Genomic DNA, 22,785 nt, shown 5'->3' with positions numbered 1-22,785 from the left:
CAGCGGCCTCCATGAATCAAGAGTTGTCCTATGAGAGTCTGGGCAGTAGCCAATCAGAAAGGCGGGGTCGGCAAGACCACCACCACTATCGCCCTGGCCGGTTTGCTGGCCGAGGCGGGCAAGCGCGTGGTCGTCGTCGACCTTGACCCGCATGGTTCGATGACCAGCTATTTCGGGCACAACCCCGATGCGCTGGAGCACAGCTGTTACGACCTGTTCCTGCACAAGGGCCAGGTGCCGGATGGCTTGCCCGGGCAGCTGCTGCTGCCGACCAGCGACCAGCGTATCTCGCTGCTGCCTTCGAGTACCGCATTGGCGGTGCTGGAGCGGCAGTCTCCGGGGCAGAGTGGTCTGGGGCTGGTGATCGCCAAGAGTCTGGCGCAACTGTGGCAGGATTTCGACTTCGCCCTGATCGACAGCCCCCCGCTGCTCGGGGTGCTGATGGTCAACGCACTGGCCGCCAGCCAGCAGCTGGTGATCCCGGTGCAAACCGAGTTTCTCGCGGTCAAGGGCCTGGAGCGCATGATCGGTACGCTGGCCATGATCAACCGTTCGCGCAAGCAGGCCTTGCCTTACCAGATCGTGCCGACCCTGTTCGACCGCCGGACCCAGGCCTCGCTGGGTACCCTGAAAGTATTGCGTGATACCTACGAACATCAGGTGTGGCAGGGCTACATTCCGGTCGATACGCGCCTGCGCGATGCCAGCCGCAACGGCGTCACGCCGTCACAGTTCGATGGCAAGAGCCGCGGCGTGATCGCTTACCGGGCGCTGCTCAAGCACCTGCTCACCTACAAGGCTGCAGTACAGGTGGCGTCATGACGGTGAAGACCGGTACGCGGCCGCAACTGGCCTTGCAATCTTACCTGGACGGCCTGCTGCAGGAGGCCACCGAGGCTGAAGCCATTCTCGAGCTGCCGGCTGCGAGTGACGACTTTGCCGCCGCGGTGCGCGAAGAACAGGCCCGAGACGCGCAGCCACAGGCCCAGAAGCCTGCAGTGAGCATCCCGGCAAGGCCTTTCGCCGAACCGCAGGCCGGGGTACTTGCGACTGTCTTGCCGGTCGAAGCGCCGGTGGTGGCGGTGGTCGAGGCCAAGGTGGTGGCCGAAGCCGCCATTCCAGTACTGACCCAGGTTCAGGCGCCCGAGCCCGTCGCGCCGTTGGTTGAAGTCAACCTGCCCGCGCCCAGCGCGCCTGTGCCACCGGCCACGGTCGATGGTCGCCCGGCCTGGGCAGCCGAGCCCTTCGAGTGCCTGCTGTTCGACGTCGCCGGGCTGACGCTGGCAGTGCCGCTGGTGTGCCTGGGCTCGATCTACAGCCTGGAGGGCCAGGAACTGACGCCGCTGTTCGGCCAGCCGGACTGGTTCCTTGGCATCCTCACTTGCCAGGCGGGCAACCTGAAGGTGCTGGACACGGCGCGCTGGGTCATGCCAGATCGTTACCGGGACGATTTCCGTCAGGGCTTGCACTATGTCATTTCCGTTCAGGGCTACGAATGGGGGCTGGCGGTGCATCAGGTCAGCCGTTCCCTGCGCCTGGACCCGTCGGAGATCAAATGGCGCAGCCAGCGTGGTCAGCGACCGTGGTTGGCCGGCACGGTGATCGAACACATGTGTGCGCTGCTGGACGTGGCCGAACTGGCCGAGCTGATCGCCAGTGGCGCGGTCAAGCAGCTGCATCCCAAACACAAATAACTGCGAACACACCGCCATTGGCGGATTTTGAGGGCTAGGGGAATGAAAAAGTCGTCTGCACAAGGTTCGGAAGATCCGATTCTGCAATGGGTAACCTTCCGTCTGGACAACGAGTCCTACGGCATCAATGTCATGCAGGTGCAGGAAGTCCTGCGCTACACCGAGATCGCCCCGGTTCCGGGCGCGCCGAGCTATGTGCTGGGGATCATCAACCTGCGCGGCAATGTCGTGACGGTGATCGACACCCGCCAGCGCTTTGGCCTGATGCCTACCGAGGTGACCGACAACACCCGCGTCGTCATCATCGAAGCTGACAAGCAAGTGGTCGGCATCCTGGTCGATAGCGTGGCCGAGGTGGTCTACCTGCGTCAGTCGGAGATCGAGACCGCGCCGAACGTGGGGAACGAAGAGTCGGCCAAGTTCATCCAGGGCGTGTGCAACAAGAATGGCGAACTGCTGATCCTGGTCGAGCTGGACAAGATGATGACCGAGGAAGAGTGGTCCGAGCTGGAGAACATCTGAGTTGATTTTCGAGGTTGCTGTCATCTTCCTGGCGCTGTTGTGGGCGCTGAGCCTGTGGTTTTTCCTCAACTACAGCAAGCGTCAGCGCGAGCTCGCCGCCCAGCAGGCCCAGGGCGATGCCGTGCGTGACCAGCGCATCAAGGACCTGGCCAAGCGCCTGGATGATTACCAGAACGGTACCGTGCGCATGGGTGAAGCCATCCATGAGCTGCGCGCGGTAGTGGCGACCTTGCCAGACCGGCTGGAGCGTCTGGAGCAACGTGACCCGAGCGATGTAACCTTCAGCCAGGCGGCGAAACTGGTAGGGATGGGGGCAAGTGTGTCGGAGTTGACCGAAAGCTGCGGTTTGACCCAGGCCGAGGCCGAGCTGATGAGCAAGTTGCATCGTGGCGAGTAGCGTGAAAAGGCGACCTGAGGTGAGTGCCAGTCGGTTGGCGTAATCAGGGCTGCTGCGCAGCCCATCGCCGGCAAGCCAGCTCACAGGTACGGCGCAGGCCTGAAGGACTGCGGCATTCCACCCTTTGGGAGATACGGCGCAGGCCTCAAGGACTGTCACAGCCCAACCCTGTGTTAGATGCAGCACAGACCTCAAGGACTGTCACCACCCGGTGGGAGCCGGCTTGCCGGCGATGGGCCGCACAGCGGCCCCAAATCGCTTGCCTGGCTGGCATCGGACCTGATTCAGCAGGTGCTTGCTGAGCCTGCCGCTCAGGGCCTGGCCCAAGAATTGTATCCGCCGATCCTGGCGATGCGGTTGAGTGGAAGCAGCTGCCGCTGCGCTGCCTCAAACTCCACGAGGCTGACGAACTGCCAGGAGTTGGTGCGGGGGAACGCATACAGGTTGATGATCTGACGCATCACGCCCAGCTCAGGCAACAGCCGGTCGACCACGTCGGTGAGCAACCTCGGCCCGGTGAGGCGGCTCAGCGTCTGAGCATAACCATAGAAAGCTTGCGGGTCGGTGTGCAGGGAGGGCCTGCTGTTATAGAAGCCCGGCGCTTGCTCGAAGCGCGCCTGCATTTCCTCCAGGATTGCCCTGAGCGTCGGGTTATCTGCATGGCTGCCTACCAGGCTGCCGTTGTACAGGCAGTTCATGCCCAATCTTTCATTGGATACCGCCGGGTGCAGCAGCAGCCCATTTTCAGTGGTGGCGAGTACCACGTCATCCAAGTGCTCTCCCGGCGTGCCCCTGGGAGCGCCGTCGATTGACACCGGGTATTCGCCAGGCGCCAGCAGGGTGTCGTCGACGTCCATGTACAGGCCACCTTCCTGATCCAGCAGGGCATAGCGCAAAACGTCCGACGCCGACGAAAAGTTGCTCGCCACCCCACCATTGCCTTGAATCGCCGCCTGGTATTGGGCGAAGTTGGCACTCTCGCTGAAGCGTTTATAGAACGGCTGGTCCTCAAGCGGCATTACCTCCACCCCGGGCGCATGCGCCGTCAACAGCCGCAGGTTGGCCTGGAAGGCAGCCGGCTCGGCCCTGGAAAGATACAGGCGATGAACATACTGGGTGTTCTGCAGCGTGCGGGCGTTGCGGGCGATAGTGTCGATCAGGCTTTGCTCGATCACCTTGTCGCCCACCCAAAGGTTCATCACCTGTTTAGGGATGGGCCGCAGTGCTTCGGTGCGCAAGGCCGGCAGGGCGACGGGCAGGTGCAGATCGACGCCCAATGCACGCAGGGTCGCCATGCGCATCTGATCGGTAACCTGCCGCGTTCGGGCATCCACCTCGACCAGATTGAGCGAGCCTGGCGCTGCGATGTAGTAGGTGGGCTCAACCTCATTGAGGCCGCTCTCCAGGCCAAAGGCATCGGCCTGCATGTCGTAGAACATATGCTCATGATAACCGCCGATCATCGCCGTAAGCAGGTCGGCCGAACCGTCGTAGCGCGGGATCCTCACCACGGCACCGGCTACAGCGTCGTCGCCACCGGGCAGCGGTGCAATGGGGTCTGTGGTCTGGAGAAAATCCGCCACATCGGCCAGCGCCAGATGCGGTGGGTCGAGGGGGCTCAAGGGGTAGCCGATCTGTTCGTTGACCCTGCTGGGCACCACAAAGCCGTCACGCTTCAAGCGCAGCAGCACCGGTGCCCTGGACAGCCCGACAGTCACCAGCGGTGCTGCATTGAGCACCCCGAACACCGACATGCTGACGCCTTCGGCGCTTTGCTGGGCGGTCTTGGCGTGGATGGCCTGGTCCAACCCCAGGCCAAACTGGGCGATGCCGCCGAGGGCGAACAGCGGCGCAAGTTCGGGCACCACCAGGGCCAAGGGGGCCAGCAGGTTGATTGCCGAATTCAAGTAGCCGCGCCATTTGGCCTTGGTCACTTCGCTGTCGCTGGTGATGATGAAGTGTGCGTCTTGGTAACTGCGCTGCTTCTGGCGCCTGGCAAGGGAAAGGAACAGGTCGCCTTCGATCAGGGGGCTGTATTCCTTGGCCTTGTAGTTGATGTAGTCCTGGGGGGGCCAGATGCCTTGCACCGTGAAACCGGGGCGGTTGCTGTCGAGGTGATAGGGGGCTGGGTAGCTGCCCAGGCCGCATAGGGCGGTGTGAAGGCCGCTGTAACTCAAACCGTCTTCGCGATCGGCCAGGGCGAAGTGGTCCTGCAAGGCATCGCGCGTGCGAGGGTCGCGGCACTGGTGGGCAAACCAGTCCAGCATGGCTTGTTTGTCGCTGAATTCGTGCAGGGGCGAGGCATTACCCGGAATGTAGAGCAAGACCAGGCCGCTGACGGCGTCGTACAGGCACAGCAGGTCAGTGGCGCGGTAGCCATAGACGTTCAGCCACCGGGCGCGCAGCCTCGGTTTGCTGCTGGTTTTGCCGTCACTGGGCGCCGTCGGCGCTGAAGCCTGCACGCCGCACGCCTGCCAGGCCAGCTGTCTGCCGGCATCACTCAGGCTGCCCTCGGTGACTTGCTTGTTGCATGCGGCGATGAAGTTGATCTTGGCGCTGACACGGTAGCGGTCCAGGTTGGCATCCCAGTAGCGGTCGAGCATCGACTTGTACTGCACCTGCAAGTCCAGGCCCCAGACGAACGACTGGAATTGCTCGGCCGCCAGCGCTACATGCGTATCTGCGTTGTATAGCGGCTGGTCGCTGTGCCTGAACAGCCCGTTGTAGATGCTGTAGGGGGCATGGTAGTCGAACAGGCCGCGCTCGCGCAGCGTCTGGACGATGGTCAGTGGCCCTTCGGGCAGTTCGCCAGCCCATGGAGCATGGAGCGCCGCCCCCAGCCAGTTGTTGGCCGACTCGCCCTGCCAGTTCGAGAGAACGGCCTGGGTCAGGGTCATCTTTTGCGCGACGATCGCAATCCAGCCGAGCTTGGGGTTGAACTGATAGTGGAGGGTCACTGCGTCGACGCGGTCCGGGTCCAGGTCCATGGCGCGCTGGTGGGCCCACTGGCGTATGGCGTCGGCTGCCGCGCGGTCCGGGCGTGGAAAGCCGGCAAGGCTGTCGCGCACGAATTGCGTGCCCTTGGCATTGATGTACTGGGTTGTCATGGCGGTTACCTTTGAGTTTGTAAGGGCTGGCCAAGGTGACCTGCGTGCAGCTAGGGATGGCGCTATTTATGTAGGTACATCGCAGGGTTCGCCTAACCTGGGCAAACCGGACCGACTCGGGCGAACCGCCAGTGGATCGCTCAGGTGTAGGCCCAGCTATGCTCGCGGCCAATGCGCGCAACCCTGTCGAGCGGAACGTGCTGCTGCAGCACTGCGTGGAACCGGCGCAGGTTGAGCGTTGCATGGATGTCGTAGACCGGGGACATCAGCAGATGGCAGATTTCCCGCAGCTGTTTGAGCAGCGGCAGCTGTTGGTCGACTACGTCATTGAGCACTGCTGGGCCGGTCAACTGACTCAGGCGCCGGGCATAGGCCTGGAACAACAGCGGCGCCAGGCGGGGGTGTGGGCGGCTGTTGTAGAAGTCGGGCTCCAGGCCGTAGCGGCGCAGGATTTCTTCAGAAATTGCGTCCAGCGTCGGGTTGCCCGGGTGGCTGCCGATCATGCTGCTGTTGAATTTGACGTACATGCCCAACTGGTCGTTCGACACCGGTGGCGAGAGCAGCAGGCCATCCTCCGTGGTCTGGAGTGTCAGGTTGGCCAGGGGAGGGCTGAACTGGCCGCTGCTGGCGTCCAGCAACCGATCGTCGGCGTCCAGGTAAAGCCCGCCATAGTGCTTGAGCAACCGGTACCGCAGGATGTCGCAAGCGGAGGCAAGGTTGCGGCCGGGTCCGCCATTGCCAGCGATGGCGGCCAGGTATTGCGGGTAATAGGCTGAATGGGCGAATTCCCGGAAGAAGCCTTGGGTTTCCAGGGGCAGCAGCTGTGCGCCTACCGCGCGCGCGCGCAGCAGCAGCATGTTGCGCTGAAACACCTGGTGGTCGTTTTGCGAAAGCAGTATCTGGTAGCGGTAACCACTGATGCGGGCCACGCGCGTGTTGTGCACCAGGGCTTCGAGGAATTCGCCTTGCAACACACTGTCGCCCAACCAGACACTGCTGATCAGCCGGGGGATCGGCGTGCGTTGCAGTTGCTCATAAGGCGCGTAGTCGATGGGCACCTCCAGGTCGATACCCAATGCCCGAAGGGTGGTGGTGCGCTGGGCGTCGGTGGCGACATGCCGCTGGGTGGACAGGGTCAGGGCTGTGTCCTGGCCGTCGGCGAGCCGCCAGCGCAGCGGAGCGATCATGTGCGTGTCTCGGGCGCGGACGAAGCTGTCGCTGGCAAACTCATACTCGACCCATTCACCGACCACGCCTTTGGGCGTCTGTAGCCATGCCATGAAGCGGTGCTCAAGGTTTTCGTCGACGCGCGTCACCACGGCCGCCAGGCTACTGGAGGACACGACCGCCGGGGCCCGGAATGCCAGCTCCACCGAATCGCTCGCCTGGGCAACAGGCGCCGCGCCGACCGGGGCGCCCAGCAAATCCGCAACGCGGGCGGAGCCGAAGAACCCTGGACGGGAGTATCGAAACACCGCTGCCTCCCTGGCTAAGCCCTGCCCGGCCACGGGCAGGGCGTTGAACAAGCCGAACGTCTGGTCGGCGACACCCGCGTTCTTGCTCTCCAGGCTCTTGCCATTGATGGCCTGGTCGAGGCCCAGGCTGAACTGGCCCAGGCCACCGATCACCAGCAGCGGCGCAAGCTCGGGCAGGACGATGACCAGGGGCGCCAGCAGGGCGGTGACCAGCGTGAGGTAGTTGCCCCATCGGGACTTGTCGATCTCATGGTTGCTGGTGATCTGGCTGTCGGCATCGGCATAGGTGCGCTGCTTGCGCTGCAAGGTCAGGTGCTCGAAGAGGTCGCTGGTGATCGGAGGTGAATAGGTATCTGGGCGGAAATCGATGATCTGTTGCGGGTCCCAGTAGCCGCTGGTGGCAAAGCCAGGGTGATGGGCGCTGAAACGATGTGCGACCGGGTACAGGCCCAGCCCCGTCAACGCCGTGCGCAGGCCGCTGAAATCCAGGCCGTCGGGCCAGTCGGCGCGGGCGAAGTGGCCCAGCATCGCCCTGCGTTTGTCTGCGGCCTGGCACTGGCGGGCAAACCAGTGCTTCATGGCTTGCGCGTCGGGGAACGCATGAAAGGGCGATGAGTTGCCGGGGATGTACAGGACGGTCTCACTGCTGGTGCCCTGCTGGATGTACAGGATGTCGGTCGAGGTGTAACCGTAGACGTTGAGCAACGACACACTGAGGTCGCCGTAAGGCAGCAAGCCGCAAGCTCGCCAGACCAGACGGCGCTGGGCATCGGACAGGCTCCCCTGCGCCACCTGGCGGTTGCACGCGGCGATGAAGGCGATGTGAATGGCCCGCCGGTACTGGGCTTGCTGCTGCGCCCAGTAAGTGTCGAGTTGCTGTTTGAACAGGGTGTGGAAATTCAGCTTCCAGGCAGCGGTCTGAAAGTCCTCGGCGCGTATCGGCAAGCGCGTGTCCGGTGCGTACCGGGCAGGCTCGGTGCGCGTGTACAAGCCGTTGAACACTTGGTAAGGCGAGGCGTTGGAGAGCGGGTCGATTGGCTCGAGCCTGTCAACGATGGTCAACGGGTCCTGTGGCGGGAGGCCTGCCCAGTCACCATAGTGAAAACCTCCGTAGCCTGCCGCGGATTCGCCCTGCCAGTTGGCGAGCAATGCTTCGACCAGGTTCATTTTCTGGGTGATGACCGCTTTGGTATAGGTACTGGCGCGGCCTTCACCCGCCGGTTCGGTCCGGTAATGGAACGTGACCACGTCGATCAGCAATGGCGATTGCGCCACGCCCTGGGGGGTGAGCCAGTCGGTAAGTACCTGCTGGGCCAGCAGGTCGGGGCGCGGTACACCTTTCAACGCCTGGCGGATCAGGGCCGGGCTGGGGGAGGGAGCGGGCTGCATGGGGTTACCCTTCTGTCGAGGAAGGGGCACAGGGTGGTGGAGCGGGGCGGCAAACGGCGTCAGGTAACGCTACCACCCGTGGGCAGGCCCAGCGGCGTTGGCGTGACGTCACGGGGCGCTGCCGGGTCGTCGGCGAAGCCTGCCGGCACACGGCCGCGCAGTTGCCAGGCGAAGGCAATGATTTCGGCGATGGTCAGGTACAGCGCTTCAGGAATCTGTTCGCCCAGCTCAAGGCGAGCCAGCAGGCGCACAAGCTCGGCATTTTCGTAGATCGGTACCTCGTGCTCGCGGGCCAAAGCCAGGATGGCCTCGGCCAGCGCATCGTCACCCTTGGCGCTGAGGGTCGGGGCCTGTTGGCCGTCGTAGGTCAGGGCAATCGCCTGGCGTGTCGGTTTCTGTGTCATGCGTTTTCGTCTACCCAGCGTTGCTCTACCCGTGTGCGCGGGCCTTGAGGGGGGATGCCCGGGTGGCATTCCAGGTCACCGACGTCCAGGCCGCGTTCCAGCAGGCGACTGCGCAAGGCACCGAGCTGGCTGTCGATGAGCCTGGCTGTTGGTTCGCGCTCTGCCCACAGGTGCCCGCTCAGGCGGCCTTGGCTCAATTGTGCCTGTACTTGCAACGGGCCAAGGGGCGAGAGGTCGAACGCGAGCTCCAGGCGCCACAGGGCTTGCAGCGGGTCTTGCGATTCCTGTTGTTGTTCGGCCTGCTGTTGCGGGGTTTCCTCGCGCTGGATCTTGACCTGCAACGGGATGAACTCCTGGCCGTGGCGGATCGGTACTTCTGTTTGCCAGGTGGTCTGCAGGTTGCCATTTTCCAGCGTGCCGGTTTGTTGCAGGCTGCTCATGGCATGGTTTTGCAAGCGTGAAACGGCAGCTGCAGCCAGGCGCAGCAGTTGTTGCAGGTCACCTTCGTCTTCCAGGGCCTTGAGCAAGCGCGATGGCAACGGAAATGCCCCAGGCTGCGGCTTGGGGCTGACCCGTTCAAGCATGCCCAGGGCACTGCGCGCCAGCGCCGGCATGGTCACGGCCAGGCTGGAGGGTGCCAGGTTGGGGCTGCCCGCCGGCAGGATCGGGGCTTGGGCAACCAGGCGCAGCAGGTGTGCCTTGAGGTCTGTGGCGATGCTGGCGGGGAAGCCGCCGAGCAATTTCGCTTCAAGAAAGGCGCCACTGTTGTTCAGCGCTTGGGCCACGCCTTTGGCGTCGCTCAGTTGCCGGGCGTCCGGCAGGCCCGCCAACAGGCGTTCGGCACTGGCGCGCAGGCCGCCATCGGCGCTCGGGTCGCGGGTGAGCTGTTGCAGCGCGTTGAGCAGGCCGGGCAGCGAAGCCTGGCGGTTTTCCTGGGTCAGCAGCTGCTGGGCAATGCTCAGTTGGTCCTGCCTGCCACTGAGCGGCACGAAACGCAGCGACTGGTCACCCTGCACCAGTGCGCTGAGCAGGCTGCCAATGGCCAGTGGGCGCGGGCTGTCGACGCTCAAGGTGGCGCCGGCCTGTGCACTGTTGAGCAGGCTGACCAGCGCCCGGTAGATCGGCGCTTGGCCAGGCACCTGGGCCAGTGCCTGGTTGGTCAGGACTTTGCCCTGCAGCAGGGTCCCGACGGGGACCTTGCTGGTGTCCAGGCGTGTAAGGGTGGCGATCTGGCTGGCGTTGGCCTGCTGCAGCATGATTGCCAGGCGGTTGCTTTCGGGCTGGGTGACGGTGACCTGGCTGCCGGGGGGCAGGGGCTGGTTGGCATTGGCTTGCAATTGCGTCTGCACGCCGTTGGCCTGTATCAGGCGCAGCACCAACTGGAACTCCTGGCCTGCCTGGCGCATCGACACGACTTCGGCCTGCGCGGTCTCGCCGGGGGCCAGCAGGCCGGGTTGTGCCTGGATCAGGCGCAGCAGCTCGCCGGTCATGCCTGCCTTCATGGCTTGGCTGTTGATCGCAGTTTGTGCGCCGAGACTATTGATTTCAGTCATGATTGTATACAACCTGTCGAGCCCGGCCTCTTGGCAGCGCGGCAGCGCGTGTAATAATGCCGCGCGCCGGTGGTTGCCAGTATAACGGCAGCGCGCGGGGCGACTTGAGACACAAGGGCTCTGGAGCGGTGTTGGCTGCCACGCGGGTTCACCCGTGTAGCAGCCAACACCGGCCCGAAGCCCGACAATGATAAGGCGAAACCGTGACCCTTCACCTTCAAGCCGCAGGCTTGGCCTGCGAGCGCGACTGGCGCCTGCTGTTCGAGCAGCTCGATTTCGAGCTGGGCGCTGGCGACATGCTGCAAATCAGCGGCCCCAATGGCAGCGGCAAGACCAGCTTGCTGCGCCTGCTGGCCGGCTTGATGCAGCCTACCGCCGGGCAGATTCTGCTGGGCGGCAAGCCACTGGCCGAACAGCGCCACGCTTTGGCCAGCATCCTGCTGTGGATCGGCCACGCTGCGGGCATCAAGGACCTGCTCAGCGCCGAGGAAAATCTCACCTGGCTGTGCGCGTTGCACCAGCCGGCCAGCCGCGAGGCGATCTGGGCGGCGCTGGAGGCGGTAGGGCTGCGCGGTTTCGAAGACGTACCCTGCCATACCCTGTCCGCTGGCCAGCAGCGCCGCGTGGCCCTGGCCCGGCTGCACCTGGCTTGCCCGCCGCTGTGGATTCTCGACGAACCGTTCACCGCTCTGGACAAGCAAGGCGTGGCTCAGTTGGAAGCGCACCTGGCGGCCCACTGCGAGCAGGGCGGCACGGTGGTGCTGACCACCCACCACACGCTGGAGCGCAAGCCCTACGGTTACCGTGAACTGAACCTGGGGCAATGGGCGGCATGAGCGTATTCATTTCGCTGTTGCGTCGCGAAGCGCGCCTGCTGTTCCGTCGCCCTGCCGAGCTGGCCAACCCCCTGGTGTTCTTTGCCATCGTCGTTGCGCTGTTTCCCTTGGCGGTTGGCCCGGAAAGCCAATTGTTGCAAACCTTGTCGCCTGGGCTGGTCTGGGTAGCGGCACTGTTGGCAGTGCTGCTGTCGCTGGACGGCTTGTTCCGCAGCGACTTCGAGGATGGCTCGCTGGAACAGTGGGTACTGTCGCCGCACCCGCTGGCGTTGCTGGTGCTGGCCAAGGTGCTGGCGCACTGGACCTTTTCCGGGCTGGCACTGGTATTGTTGGCGCCGCTGCTGGCGCTGATGCTGGGGCTGCCGAGCCATTGCTTGCCGGTGCTGCTCGGCTCCCTGCTGCTGGGCACGCCGGTATTGAGCCTGCTGGGTGCGGTGGGCGCGGCACTGACGGTCGGTCTGAAGCGCGGTGGTTTGTTACTGGCGTTGCTGATACTGCCGTTGTATATCCCTGTATTGATCCTGGGCAGTGGTGCGTTGCAAGCGGCATTGCAGAATATGCCGGCCACCGGCCACCTGCTCTGGCTCGCCAGCCTGACGGCCCTGGCTGTAACCCTGGCACCCTTTGCGATAGCGGCCGGCCTGAAGATCAGTGTCGGTGAATAACGAGTCCCGGGCTCTCAAGCCCGGCAAATACCCTGGATGTACCCTGATGAAAATAAGCTGGACGTGGTTCCACAAGCTGGGCTCCCCGAAATGGTTCTATGCCATCAGCGGCCGCATGCTGCCATGGCTGGCCGGCGCTGCCGTGCTTCTGCTGCTGGTCGGTATCACCTGGGGCCTGGCGTTCGCCCCGCAGGACTACCAGCAAGGCAACAGCTTCCGCATCATCTACATTCATGTGCCGGCGGCGATGCTGGCGCAGTCCTGCTACGTGCTGCTGGCAGTCGCCGGGGTAGTGGGGTTGGTGTGGAAGATGAAACTGGCCGACGTGGCCCTGCAATGTGCCGCGCCCATCGGCGCCTGGATGACCGCCGTGGCGCTGGTGACCGGCGCCATCTGGGGCAAGCCGACCTGGGGCAGCTGGTGGGTGTGGGACGCCCGCCTCACGTCCATGCTCATTCTGCTTTTCCTGTACTTCGGCATCATTGCGCTGGGCCAGGCGATCAGTAATCGTGACAGCTCGGCCAAGGCGTGCGCCGTGCTGGCAATCGTCGGCGTGGTCAACATCCCGATCATCAAGTACTCGGTGGAGTGGTGGAACACCCTGCACCAGGGCGCCACCTTCACCCTCACCGAAAAGCCGGCGATGCCTGCAGAAATGTGGCTGCCGTTGCTGTGCACGGTGTTGGGTTTCTACTGCTTCTTCGGTGCCGTGCTGTTGCTGCGCATGCGCCTTGAAGTGCTCAAGCGCGAGGCGCGCGCCAGTTGGGTCAAGGACGAAGTGTTGAACAGCCTGGGGCGGAGGGCCGCACAATGAGCTTTGCCACCTTCGGTGATTTTCTCGCCATGGGCCACCATGGCCTGTACGTGTGGTCGGCCTATGGCATCTGCCTGGCGGTGCTGGCGCTGAATGTCGCCGCGCCGCTGCTGGCCCGTCGTCGCTATCTGCAAGAAGAGGCGCGCCGTTTGCGCCGGGAGAACAACCAGTGAATCCGCAGCGCAAGAAACGCCTGTTGCTCATCGTCGGCCTGCTGGTCGGTGTCGGGGTTGCCGTCGGCTTTGCCTTGAGCGCACTGCAGCAGAACATCAACCTGTTCTACACGCCCACTCAGATCGCCAATGGCGAAGCGCCGCTGGACACCCGCATCCGTGCTGGCGGCATGGTCGAGAAAGGCTCGGTGCAGCGCTCGTCCGACTCGCTGGACGTGCGCTTTGTGGTCACCGACTTCAACAAGTCGGTGCCGATCACCTACCGCGGCATCCTGCCCGACCTGTTCCGCGAAGGGCAGGGCATCGTCGCCCTGGGCAAGGTCAACGCCGAAGGCGTGGTGGTGGCCGATGAAGTACTGGCCAAGCACGACGAGAAGTACATGCCGCCCGAGGTCACCAAGGCCCTGAAGGAAAGCGGCCAGGCCGCCACCGGTACGGAGGCCAGACCATGAACGCAGCGCTGGTGATCCCCGAACTTGGCCAATTGGCGATGATCCTGGCCATCTGCTTCGCCGCCGTGCAGGCCAGTGTGCCGCTGCTCGGCGCCTGGCGTGGCGACAGCCTGTGGATGAGCCTGGCGCGGCCGGCGGCCTGGGGGCAATTCGCTTTCCTGGCCTTTGCCTTCGCCTGTTTGACCCATGCCTTCATGACTGACAACTTCTCGGTCGCCTATGTGGCCAGCAACTCCAACAGCGCCTTGCCCTGGTACTACAAATTCAGCGCCGTGTGGGGCGCGCACGAGGGTTCGCTGCTGCTCTGGGCGCTGATCCTGGGCGGCTGGACCTTTGCCGTGTCGGTGTTTTCGCGGCAGCTGCCGCAGGTGATGCTGGCCCGCGTGCTGGCGGTGATGGGCATGATCAGCGTCGGCTTCCTGAGCTTTTTGATCATCACGTCCAACCCGTTCCAGCGCCTGCTGCCACAAGTGCCCACTGACGGTCGCGACCTCAACCCGCTGCTGCAGGACTTCGGCCTGATCGTTCACCCGCCCATGCTGTACATGGGCTATGTGGGCTTCTCGGTGGCCTTTGCCTTCGCCATTGCCGCTTTGCTCGGTGGCCGCCTGGACGCTGCCTGGGCGCGCTGGTCGCGGCCGTGGACCATCATCGCCTGGGCCTTCCTGGGGGTGGGTATCACCCTGGGCTCCTGGTGGGCCTACTACGAACTGGGCTGGGGCGGCTGGTGGTTCTGGGACCCGGTGGAAAATGCCTCTTTCATGCCCTGGCTGGTGGGCACGGCACTGATCCACTCGCTGGCAGTGACGGAGAAGCGTGGCGTGTTCAAGAGCTGGACCGTGCTGCTGGCGATCGCCGCGTTCTCGCTGAGCCTGCTGGGGACGTTCCTGGTGCGCTCCGGCGTGCTGACCTCGGTGCATGCCTTCGCCTCCGACCCGTCACGGGGTGTGTTCATCCTGATCTTCCTGCTGTTCGTGGTCGGTGGTTCGCTGACCCTGTTCGCCCTGCGTGCCCCGGTGGTCAAAAGCCAGGTGGGCTTTGCCCTGTGGTCGCGCGAGACGCTGCTGCTGGCCAACAACCTGGTGCTGGTAGTGGCCGCTGCGATGATCCTGCTCGGCACCCTCTACCCGTTGGTGCTCGATGCCCTGACCGGGGCCAAGCTGTCGGTGGGCCCGCCCTATTTCGATGCCTTGTTCCTGCCGCTGATGGCACTGCTGATGGTGGTGCTCGGCGTCGGCGTGGTGGTGCGTTGGAAGGACACCCCTGGCAAGTGGCTGGCGAGCATGATGACGCCGGTACTGATCGCCAGCGCAGTGCTGGCGCCAGTGGCCGGTTTCATCGTCGACGACTTCGACTGGCCGACCCTGACCGCCTTTGCCCTGGCAGCCTGGGTGGTGCTCAGCGGGTTGCGCGACATTGTCGACAAGACCCGCCACAAGGGCTTGGCCAAAGGCGTACGTGGCCTGACGCGCAGCTACTGGGGCATGCAACTGGCGCACCTGGGGCTTGCGGTGTGCGCGCTTGGCGTGGTGCTGTCGAGCAACAACAGTGCCGAGCGTGACCTGCGCCTGGCGCCGGGTGAAAGCGTGGAGCTGGCGGGCTATCAGTTCCTGTTCCAGGGCGCCAAGCACTTCGAAGGGCCGAATTTCAGTTCCGACAAGGGCACCGTCGTGGTCAGCCGCGATGGCCGTGAAGTGACCACGCTGCACCCCGAGAAGCGCCTCTACACCGTGCAGCAGTCGATGATGACCGAGGCCGGCATCGATGCTGGTTTCACCCGCGACCTGTACGTCGCCTTGGGCGAGCCGCTGGACAACGGCGCCTGGGCCGTGCGCGTGCATATCAAGCCTTACGTCCGCTGGATCTGGCTGGGCGGTCTGTTGACCGGCCTGGGCGGTTTGCTGGCGGCCCTCGACCGGCGCTATCGCGTCAAGGTCAAGACCCGGGTGCGTGATGTCCTGGGCGTGTCTGGAGCAGCTGCATGAAGCGTTGGATCATGGTGGTGCCACTGGCGGTATTCCTGCTGGTGGTTGTTTTCCTCTACAAAGGCCTGTTCCTCAAACCCGACGAGCTGCCCTCGGCAATGATCGGCAAACCGTTCCCGGCGTTTTCCCTGGCCTCGACCCAAGGTGATCGCACCCTGACCGAGGCGGATCTGCAAGGCCGCCCGGCGCTGGTCAACGTATGGGCCACCTGGTGCCCGTCGTGCAAGGTCGAGCACCCTTACCTGAACCAGCTTGCCGGGCAGGGCGTGGTGATCTACGGCATCAACTACAAGGACGACAATGCTGCCGCCCAGAAGTGGCTGGCCGACTTCCACAACCCCTACCAGCTGGATATTCGCGATGAACAGGGCAGCCTGGGCCTGGACCTGGGCGTTTATGGCGCGCCGGAGACGTTCCTGATCGACGCCAAGGGCATCATCCGCTACAAGCATGTGGGCGTCGTCGATGCCAGCGTGTGGCGCGAGCAACTGGCGCCGCTGTATCAGGGCCTGGTCGACGAGGCCAAACCATGAAGCGCTGGCTTGCGGCCGCAGTATTGGCTTTGGGCGTGGCCGGCGTGGCCAAGGCGGCGATCGATACCTACCAGTTCCGCGACGACGCCGAGCGTGAGCGTTATCAGCAGCTGACCAAAGAGCTGCGCTGCCCCAAATGCCAGAATCAGGACATCGCCGACTCCAACGCACCGATTGCCGCCGACCTGCGCCGGGAGATTTTCCGCATGCTGGGTGAAGGCAAGAGCAACCAGCAGATCGTCGACTTCATGGTCGACCGCTATGGCGATTTTGTGCGCTACAAGCCAGCCCTCACTGGGCGTACCTGGCTGCTCTGGTTCGGCCCGGGCATTCTGCTGGTCGGTGGCTTTGCGGTGCTGTGGGTGATTGTCCGCCGGCGCCGTGTGCCAGCTACTCCGGGCTCGCAGGAGCTGTCCGTCGAAGAACGCGAACGTCTCGCCAAACTGCTGGAAAAAGAACAGAACCATGACTGAATTCTGGCTTGGTGCGGGCCTGCTGCTGCTCGCCGCCCTCAGCTTTCTGCTGATCCCGATCCTGCGTGGCCGTCGCCAGCAGCAGGAAGAAGACCGTACTGCGCTGAACGTAGCGCTGTACCAGGAACGTGTCGCCGAACTGGCTGCCCAGCAGGCCGCCGGGGTGCTGGATGACGCGCAACTGGCCAGCGGCCGTGATGAGGCCGCCCGTGAACTGTTGGCCGACACCGAAGGCGCCGAAGCGCCGCGCCAGGGGCACCTGGGCAGGGTGCTGCCGCTGCTGGCCGCTGTGCTGGTGCCGGTGGTGGCGCTTGGTCTGTATCTGCACTTTGGTGCTGCGGACAAAGTGCAGTTGACCCAGGAGTTCGCCGCGGCGCCCAAGACGATGGAAGAAATGACCACGCGCCTGGAGCGCGCCGTCCAGGCTCAGCCGGATTCGGCCGAGGGCCTGTATTTCCTGGGCCGCGCCTACATGGCCGAGCAGCGCCCGGCAGATGCCGCCAAAGCCTACGAGCGCGCCGTGGCCCTGGCCGGCCGCCAGCCAGAATTGCTGGGCCAATGGGCCCAGGCCCTGTATTTCGCGGCCAACAAGCAGTGGAGCGCACAGGTGCAGGCGCTGACCGACGAGGCCCTCAAGGCCGACCCGAACGAAGTGACCAGCCTTGGCCTGCGCGGCATTGCGGCATTCGAAGGCGAGCGCTACCAGGAAGCCATCGATTACTGGAACCGCCTGCTGGCGCAGTTGCCTGAAGGCGACGCCTCGCGCGCGGCCTTGCAAGGTGGCATCGACCGTGCGGCAGAGCGCCTGGGCGGCAACGCTGGCAAGCCTGCGACCCCGGTGGCAGCACGCCTGAAGGTCCGGGTCGAGCTGGCCCCGGCGCTCAAGGATGAGGTCCAGCCCGGCGATGCGGTGTTCATCTTCGCCCGGGCTAGCAACGGCCCGCCCATGCCGCTGGCGGCCAAGCGGGTGACCGTGGCCCAATTGCCGCTGGAGGTCGAATTGTCTGACGCCGATGCGATGATGCCGCAGATGAAACTGTCCGACTTTGCCGAAGTCCAACTGGTTGCACGGGTATCGCGCGCTGGCCAGCCCACCCAGGGTGAGTGGATCGGCCAAGGCGCACCGCTGCCCAGCACCACCCAGGCCACCCAACTGCTGATCATCGACAGCCCCGACCGGTAAGAGAACCCGCCATGCGAAACGTCGTCCGCCTGACCCTGATCACTCTCGCCGTGGGCTTGTCTGCGTGTACGGTGCGCGAGCCGTACGAACAGCCGGCCCCTCCGATCGAAACGGTGCCTGCGCATAAGGGGCCGGTGGTCAAGCCGCTGCCGGGTAGCCAGCCGTCCACGCAGCCGAGCAAACCGGCCGCGACACCCAAACCGATGCCGCGGACCTCGGCAAGCTTTGCCCCACCACCGGGGGGCGCCAGCCATTGGGATCCGAAGCTGGGTGTTTATGTGTTGGAGAAGAAGCCCAATACGTTCTACCGGCAGCGCACCTATTACCGCTATGACAATGGCTGGAGCTGGTCTCTGAGCCCGGATGGCCCGTGGCAGGAGACCGACAGCAGTGGTGTACCCGGTGGGCTGGGCCGGGCGTTCGCTCAGTAATCGCTTTGTGTTTTCTGGCCATGTCGTCGGCAAGCCGGCACGGCCAGTAGCAAGCAACCGATACAGTACAGTTTACCCGCGATTTACCGATTGACTGTACCGCCCGCCGACTCCGCATAATGCCCCTTCGAATTAGCGCCGGAGGGGTGCATGAGCAAGACAGTCCTGGTGTTGGTGGAAACCGTCGATGATTACCTGCCCCTGCTCGAACAGGCCGGCTACCGGCTGATTCGCGCACCGTCTGCGCAGCTGCGTGGCGACGCCATCCGCCGCCATGGCGCCGAAATCGATGCGGTGCTTACCCGCGGCCCGCTGGGCCTGACCGCTGCTGAAATCCAAGCGTTGCCCCACTTGCAGATCATCTGCGTGATCGGTGCCGGTTACGAACAGGTCGACCTGGCCGCCGCCGCTGCTCGTGGCATCACCGTCACCAATGGCGCTGGTGCCAATGCTGCCGCCGTGGCCGACCACACCCTGGCGATACTGTTGGCCCTGCTGCGCGACATTCCACGCGCCGATGCCGGTATCCGCCTCGGCGCGTGGAACCGGGTCATCAGCCCCTCGGTAAGTGGCAAGCGCCTCGGCATCCTCGGCTTGGGCGCAGTTGGCCGGGCCATCGCCAAACGTGCCAGCCTGGGCTTCGACATGAGTGTCTGCTATCACAGCCGCACGCCGCGCCAGGACGTGCCTTACACCTGGTACGACAGCCCCTTGCACCTGGCCGATGCCGTAGACATTCTGGTCGTAGCCACCCCGGGCGGTACCAATACCCACCACCTGGTCGATGCTCGGGTGCTTGAGGCACTGGGCCCCGAGGGCTACCTGGTGAACATCGCCCGTGCCAGCGTTGTGGAGACCCCGGCGCTGATAAGTGCCCTGCAGCGCGGGCAACTCGCAGGCGCAGCACTTGATGTGTTCGACGACGAACCCTCCGTGCCCGATGCCTTGAAGGCCCTCGGCAATACCGTGCTCACCCCGCATGTGGCCGGGCAATCCCCTGAAGCGGCGCGTGACACGGTGGCCTTGGTCCTGCGCAATCTACAGGCTTTCTTTGCCGGCGAACCGGTACTTACACCCGTCCATCCGTAACGTTCGTTTTTAATTCTGCCCGGCGCTCGCTGGGCCACAAGGAGTGTTCGCATGCAACTCGAGATCTTTCAGGTCGATGCCTTTAGCGCAGAACCGTTCGGTGGCAACCCGGCTGCCGTGATTGCGCTTGAAAGCTGGCTGCCTGATGACGTGCTGCAACGCATCGCCGAAGAGAACAACCTCTCCGAAACCGCCTATTTCGTGCGCAATGGGGAGACCTTTGACCTGCGCTGGTTCACCCCGGCGGTGGAGGTCGACCTGTGCGGCCATGCCACCTTGGCATCGGCCTATGTGCTGTTCGAGCAGTTGGGCGAGCAGGCTGAAGTACTGCGCTTCAACACCCGCAGCGGTGAATTGCGGGTAAGCCGAGGGGCCGACGGCTTGCTGGCCATGGACTTCCCGGCCAAGCAGCCGGCCGCCGTCGAGGCGCCCGCCGGTTTGCTCAAGGCACTGGGGCTGAGTGGGGCGAGTGCGGTGTATCGGTCCGACGACTATGTAGTGATGATCGATGACGCCTCGCTTCTGGACCCGCTGCAGCCGGACTTCGTCGCCTTGTCGGCGTTCGATGTGCGGGGTATCGCCGTGACCGCTCCCGGGCGCGGATACGATTTCGTCACGCGCTGGTTCGGCCCGCGAGTCGGTGTCAACGAAGACCCGGTCACAGGTTCTGCGCACACTTCGCTTGCGCCTTTGTGGGCGCAGCGGTTGGGCAAGGGCACCCTGACCTGTGAGCAGGGTGGTGCGCGCAAGGGCCAACTGCACTGTGAGGTGCCGGGCAATGGCCGAGTGATCATCAGCGGGCGGGCGGCGCTCTACCTACGCGGCAACGTGTTCGTCTGACCGGCCCGGTGGGGTTGCGAGCCGTTGTGCGGGGGCGATCTATACTTGCCCTCCACCCAACGCAAGGAGCCTCACCATGACCCTGGAAAAGCACGGCAGCTGCCTTTGTGGGGAAACCCGCCTGCACGTCACCGTCGACACTACCCACATCAGCGCTTGCCATTGCAGCATGTGCCGCAAGTGGACCGGGGGGCCATTGCTGGTCGTTCACTGCAGCCAGCCACCGGTCATCGAAGGGTGTTCGCCCAGCGTCTACGATTCTTCCGATTGGGCCCAGCGCGGTTTTTGCGGGCGCTGCGGCACTCACCTGTATTACCGGCTCAAGGCCAACGATTTCTCCGCGGTGCCGGTGGGCCTGCTGGACGGCGATGAGGCCTGGGATTTCGACCTGCAGATCTTCGTCGAGCAGAAACCTGCCTGGTACTGTTTTGCCAACCAGACTACCGAGCTGACGGGCCAGCAAGCTTTCGAGCAATTGGGGTGAGTGGTGCTTGCCAATACCGTGCATTCCTGAGAAAAGGGCGGCCTTGAATGTCACCCTTGGAGCATGCCCATGAACAGCGAACTGCAAATCACCGACCTCGTCGAAGGCGACGGTAAAGCTGCCGTCAAAGGCGCCCTGATCACCACCCAGTACACCGGCTGGCTGGCCGATGGCAGCGAGTTCGACTCGTCCCGGTCGCGCGGTAAACCGTTCCAGTGCGTGATTGGCACGGGCCGGGTGATCAAGGGCTGGGACCAAGGCCTGATGGGCATGCGCGTAGGGGGCAAACGCAAGCTGCAGGTGCCTGCGCACCTGGGTTATGGAGAGCGCAGCGTGGGTGCGATCCCACCGAATTCGGACCTGACGTTCGAGATCGAGTTGCTGGAAGTGTTGACGCGGGATGACTGAGCCTCGGGCGCGGCTGGCAGGCTTGGAATAATTTCGCAACATGTGTGGGTTACCGTAGGTCTTGCCCAGGGAGGAACCAAACGCGTTGAGGGCACTCTGACCCCTACTCGTTGGCCAGGGATGGCATTCACTACAAGGATGCCGGGCCTCTTGGGCCTCAGGGCAGTGTGGCGGGTCGACCCAAATTGTCTGCCACAAGAGCCTGCCTTCATGAAGTTGCCCACGTTTGTTCGCCGTCGTCGCCATCTGCTGTTGGGCCTCGCACTCGCTGTTGCGGCGGTGCCCTTGGCCCTGGAAGTGGTCGAAAACCGCGTTCAACCTGTCGACGGTACCCAGACCCTGGTGTTTCTGCGCCATGCCGAAAAACCCGGCGAAGGGTTGGGGCAGTTGAACTGTCAAGGCCTCAACCGCGCGCTGGACCTGGCCAGGCTGCTGCCCGAGCGCTTCGGCAAAGCCGATTTCGTCTTCGCCGCCAACCCGACACGAGAGGTCGAGGAAGGCGTCGATGACCAGCGTTACAGCTACATCCGCCCACTGATGACCATCACCCCGAGCGCGATACGTCTCGGCTTGCCGGTGAATATCGATTACGGTGCGAACGATACCGATGAGCTCGCGGATGAGTTGCTCAGCGGCAAATACCGCAACGCCACTGTCTACACTGCCTGGTCCCATGGTTACCTGCCGGAGCTGATCAATACCATCGCCGGCAAGGCGCTGGGTGAGGACCGGGTGATCACCGAGGACTGGCAGGGCGACGATTTCGACACCCTGTATGTACTGACCCTGACCTGGCGCGACGGCAAGGCCAGCCTGCTCAGCCGCAACGTACGCCAGGGCCTGGATGGCGGTGCGCACAGCTGCCCGACCTGATTTGTGGTCACTGTCCTGGCAACCAAGCTGAAACATCGGGCAAGTGTGGGTGCTGCTGGGTTTGGTGCTGCTGGTCTGTCGGCCTTGTGGGGGGCTCGGCGCTTGGCCTGGATGACAAGGCGACTGCGCTGCTCCTATCGCCGGCAAGCCGGCTCCCACCGCGTGGGCTGCCCCCAGGAAGTTGGACAGCAATCCAATGCCTTGGGGCAGCCCAGTGGCCGGCGGTGCTGCTGGTCTGTGGGGGCGGGAATGCGCCTTGGCGCTTACCGGCCGAATCGCATCGGCCAGCCCACGACTTTCTTCGCCCGCGGGGTGGCATAGGTCCGCACCTTGGAGGTGCTCAGCCCCATCCGCACCAACGACTCGGCAATGGTCACCGCCGCGCTCACGCCATCGACCACCGGCACCCCGGTGCGCTGACGAATCTGCTCATCCAGCCCGGCCATGCCGCCACAGCCCAGGCAGATCACCTCGGCCTTGTCATCGCGCACCGCCCGCTCGGCTTGTTCGACGATCGCCTGCACTGCACGCTGTGGGTCCTCCTCCAGTTCCAGCACGGCAAGGCCACTGGCGCGCACCGAGGCGCAGCGGTCGTACAACCCCGAAAGCCTCAGGCGGTCTTCGATCAGCGGCACGGTACGGTCCAGGGTGGTCACCACCGAGTAGGCGTGGCCCAGATACAGTGCCGTGCTGGCGGCGGCATCGGTGATGTCCACCACCGGCACGTTCAGCAGTTCCTGCAGGCCTTCGCGGCCATGTTCGCCGTAGCCGGCCTGGATCACGGCATCGTACGGCCCCTCATAAGCCAGCACGCGGTCCATGACGGCGATGGCAGCCAGGTAGCTCTCGAAATTGCCCTCCACCGACTCGGCACCGAACCAGGGGGTCAGGCCGATGATCTGCGTGTCGGGGCCCGCCACGCTGCGGGCTTGCTCGGCGATGGCCTCGGTGATGGCTTCGGTGGTGTTGACGTTGGCGATCAGAATACGCATGAGCACTGCTCCT

At 64.2% G+C, this 22,785-nt stretch carries 24 protein-coding genes; 19 read left to right on the top strand and 5 right to left on the bottom strand.

What is annotated here, in order from left to right:
* Nucleotides 1-30: 30 nt before the first annotated feature.
* The 4 genes from JNA92_RS10145 to JNA92_RS10130 are packed head-to-tail and all read left to right on the top strand — an operon-like array spanning nt 31 to nt 2,613.
* The gene (locus JNA92_RS10145; protein WP_241804560.1) at nt 31-822 is read left to right on the top strand and encodes a ParA family protein; all 792 of its coding nucleotides are present in this window, start codon (nt 31-33) and stop codon (nt 820-822) included.
* A complete protein-coding gene (locus JNA92_RS10140; protein WP_241804559.1) occupies nt 819-1,694 on the top strand; it encodes a CheW domain-containing protein in 876 nt (291 codons plus the stop codon). The genes JNA92_RS10145 and JNA92_RS10140 overlap by 4 nt, the downstream gene beginning before the upstream one ends.
* A gap of 42 nt (nt 1,695-1,736) precedes the next feature.
* Nucleotides 1,737-2,216 carry a chemotaxis protein CheW gene (locus tag JNA92_RS10135; protein WP_241804558.1) on the top strand — a complete coding sequence of 160 codons (480 nt, stop codon included), beginning with the start codon at nt 1,737-1,739 and terminating at the stop codon, nt 2,214-2,216.
* Between the two features lies 1 nt (nt 2,217).
* Nucleotides 2,218-2,613: a DUF2802 domain-containing protein gene (locus JNA92_RS10130; protein WP_241804557.1), complete on the top strand. Its 396-nt coding sequence runs from the start codon at nt 2,218-2,220 to the stop codon at nt 2,611-2,613.
* Between the two features lie 311 nt (nt 2,614-2,924).
* Here the strand turns inward: JNA92_RS10130 and JNA92_RS10125 are convergent, their stop codons facing one another.
* The 4 genes from JNA92_RS10125 to JNA92_RS10110 all read right to left on the bottom strand — a co-directional run bounded on the left by JNA92_RS10125 (nt 2,925) and on the right by JNA92_RS10110 (nt 10,541).
* A complete protein-coding gene (locus JNA92_RS10125) occupies nt 2,925-5,720 on the bottom strand; it encodes a dermonecrotic toxin domain-containing protein (RefSeq protein WP_241804556.1) in 2,796 nt (931 codons plus the stop codon).
* A gap of 140 nt (nt 5,721-5,860) precedes the next feature.
* Nucleotides 5,861-8,584: a dermonecrotic toxin domain-containing protein gene (locus tag JNA92_RS10120; protein ID WP_241804555.1), complete on the bottom strand. Its 2,724-nt coding sequence runs from the start codon at nt 8,582-8,584 to the stop codon at nt 5,861-5,863.
* A 59-nt stretch (nt 8,585-8,643) separates the two neighbouring features.
* Complete coding sequence (locus JNA92_RS10115; protein ID WP_241804554.1) at nt 8,644-8,988, bottom strand: EscU/YscU/HrcU family type III secretion system export apparatus switch protein; 345 nt, start codon at nt 8,986-8,988, stop codon at nt 8,644-8,646.
* Nucleotides 8,985-10,541 carry a flagellar hook-length control protein FliK gene (locus tag JNA92_RS10110; RefSeq protein ID WP_241804553.1) on the bottom strand — a complete coding sequence of 519 codons (1,557 nt, stop codon included), beginning with the start codon at nt 10,539-10,541 and terminating at the stop codon, nt 8,985-8,987. Before JNA92_RS10110 ends, JNA92_RS10115 begins: the two co-directional genes overlap by 4 nt.
* A gap of 203 nt (nt 10,542-10,744) precedes the next feature.
* Between JNA92_RS10110 and ccmA the strand changes: the two genes are divergently transcribed.
* The 15 genes from ccmA to JNA92_RS10035 all read left to right on the top strand — a co-directional run bounded on the left by ccmA (nt 10,745) and on the right by JNA92_RS10035 (nt 21,780).
* A complete protein-coding gene (gene ccmA / locus JNA92_RS10105) occupies nt 10,745-11,377 on the top strand; it encodes a cytochrome c biogenesis heme-transporting ATPase CcmA (protein WP_241804552.1) in 633 nt (210 codons plus the stop codon).
* Nucleotides 11,374-12,042, top strand: coding sequence for a heme exporter protein CcmB (gene ccmB, locus JNA92_RS10100; RefSeq protein ID WP_241804551.1), 669 nt, complete (start codon nt 11,374-11,376; stop codon nt 12,040-12,042). The genes ccmA and ccmB overlap by 4 nt, the downstream gene beginning before the upstream one ends.
* 46 nt (nt 12,043-12,088) lie before the next feature.
* Nucleotides 12,089-12,856, top strand: a complete 768-nt coding sequence (locus JNA92_RS10095; protein ID WP_241804550.1) for a heme ABC transporter permease — start codon at nt 12,089-12,091, stop codon at nt 12,854-12,856.
* Nucleotides 12,853-13,029 (top strand): heme exporter protein CcmD, encoded by a 177-nt coding sequence (ccmD, locus tag JNA92_RS10090; protein WP_012273475.1) that lies wholly within the window; start codon nt 12,853-12,855, stop codon nt 13,027-13,029. Before JNA92_RS10095 ends, ccmD begins: the two co-directional genes overlap by 4 nt.
* Nucleotides 13,026-13,481 carry a cytochrome c maturation protein CcmE gene (gene ccmE / locus JNA92_RS10085; protein ID WP_241804549.1) on the top strand — a complete coding sequence of 152 codons (456 nt, stop codon included), beginning with the start codon at nt 13,026-13,028 and terminating at the stop codon, nt 13,479-13,481. The genes ccmD and ccmE overlap by 4 nt, the downstream gene beginning before the upstream one ends.
* Nucleotides 13,482-13,492: 11 nt before the next feature.
* Nucleotides 13,493-15,466: a heme lyase CcmF/NrfE family subunit gene (locus tag JNA92_RS10080; RefSeq protein ID WP_241804688.1), complete on the top strand. Its 1,974-nt coding sequence runs from the start codon at nt 13,493-13,495 to the stop codon at nt 15,464-15,466.
* On the top strand, nt 15,463-15,999 hold the full coding sequence (locus JNA92_RS10075; RefSeq protein WP_241804548.1) for a DsbE family thiol:disulfide interchange protein: 537 nt from the start codon (nt 15,463-15,465) through the stop codon (nt 15,997-15,999). The genes JNA92_RS10080 and JNA92_RS10075 overlap by 4 nt, the downstream gene beginning before the upstream one ends.
* A complete protein-coding gene (locus JNA92_RS10070) occupies nt 15,996-16,472 on the top strand; it encodes a cytochrome c-type biogenesis protein (protein ID WP_241804547.1) in 477 nt (158 codons plus the stop codon). The genes JNA92_RS10075 and JNA92_RS10070 overlap by 4 nt, the downstream gene beginning before the upstream one ends.
* A complete protein-coding gene (gene ccmI, locus JNA92_RS10065; RefSeq protein WP_241804546.1) occupies nt 16,465-17,655 on the top strand; it encodes a c-type cytochrome biogenesis protein CcmI in 1,191 nt (396 codons plus the stop codon). Before JNA92_RS10070 ends, ccmI begins: the two co-directional genes overlap by 8 nt.
* 11 nt (nt 17,656-17,666) lie before the next feature.
* A complete protein-coding gene (locus JNA92_RS10060; RefSeq protein ID WP_241804545.1) occupies nt 17,667-18,086 on the top strand; it encodes a hypothetical protein in 420 nt (139 codons plus the stop codon).
* Between the two features lie 150 nt (nt 18,087-18,236).
* Nucleotides 18,237-19,175: a 2-hydroxyacid dehydrogenase gene (locus JNA92_RS10055; RefSeq protein WP_241804544.1), complete on the top strand. Its 939-nt coding sequence runs from the start codon at nt 18,237-18,239 to the stop codon at nt 19,173-19,175.
* A gap of 51 nt (nt 19,176-19,226) precedes the next feature.
* Nucleotides 19,227-20,015 (top strand): PhzF family phenazine biosynthesis protein, encoded by a 789-nt coding sequence (locus tag JNA92_RS10050; RefSeq protein ID WP_241804543.1) that lies wholly within the window; start codon nt 19,227-19,229, stop codon nt 20,013-20,015.
* Nucleotides 20,016-20,091: 76 nt separating this feature from the next.
* The gene (locus JNA92_RS10045; RefSeq protein ID WP_241804542.1) at nt 20,092-20,499 is read left to right on the top strand and encodes a GFA family protein; all 408 of its coding nucleotides are present in this window, start codon (nt 20,092-20,094) and stop codon (nt 20,497-20,499) included.
* Between the two features lie 69 nt (nt 20,500-20,568).
* Nucleotides 20,569-20,907: an FKBP-type peptidyl-prolyl cis-trans isomerase gene (locus JNA92_RS10040; RefSeq protein WP_241804541.1), complete on the top strand. Its 339-nt coding sequence runs from the start codon at nt 20,569-20,571 to the stop codon at nt 20,905-20,907.
* A 210-nt stretch (nt 20,908-21,117) separates the two neighbouring features.
* Nucleotides 21,118-21,780, top strand: a complete 663-nt coding sequence (locus JNA92_RS10035; protein ID WP_241804540.1) for a histidine phosphatase family protein — start codon at nt 21,118-21,120, stop codon at nt 21,778-21,780.
* Nucleotides 21,781-22,043: 263 nt separating this feature from the next.
* Here the strand turns inward: JNA92_RS10035 and JNA92_RS10030 are convergent, their stop codons facing one another.
* Nucleotides 22,044-22,772 carry an aspartate/glutamate racemase family protein gene (locus JNA92_RS10030; RefSeq protein WP_241804539.1) on the bottom strand — a complete coding sequence of 243 codons (729 nt, stop codon included), beginning with the start codon at nt 22,770-22,772 and terminating at the stop codon, nt 22,044-22,046.
* Nucleotides 22,773-22,785: the final 13 nt, after the last annotated feature.

It is taken from the genome of Pseudomonas putida (genome assembly GCF_022627325.1).
GTDB classification, from domain to species: Bacteria; Pseudomonadota; Gammaproteobacteria; order Pseudomonadales; family Pseudomonadaceae; genus Aquipseudomonas; species Aquipseudomonas putida_X.
The sequence above is the reverse complement of the archived record's forward strand: the minus strand, read 5'-3'. Positions and strand labels throughout refer to the sequence as shown.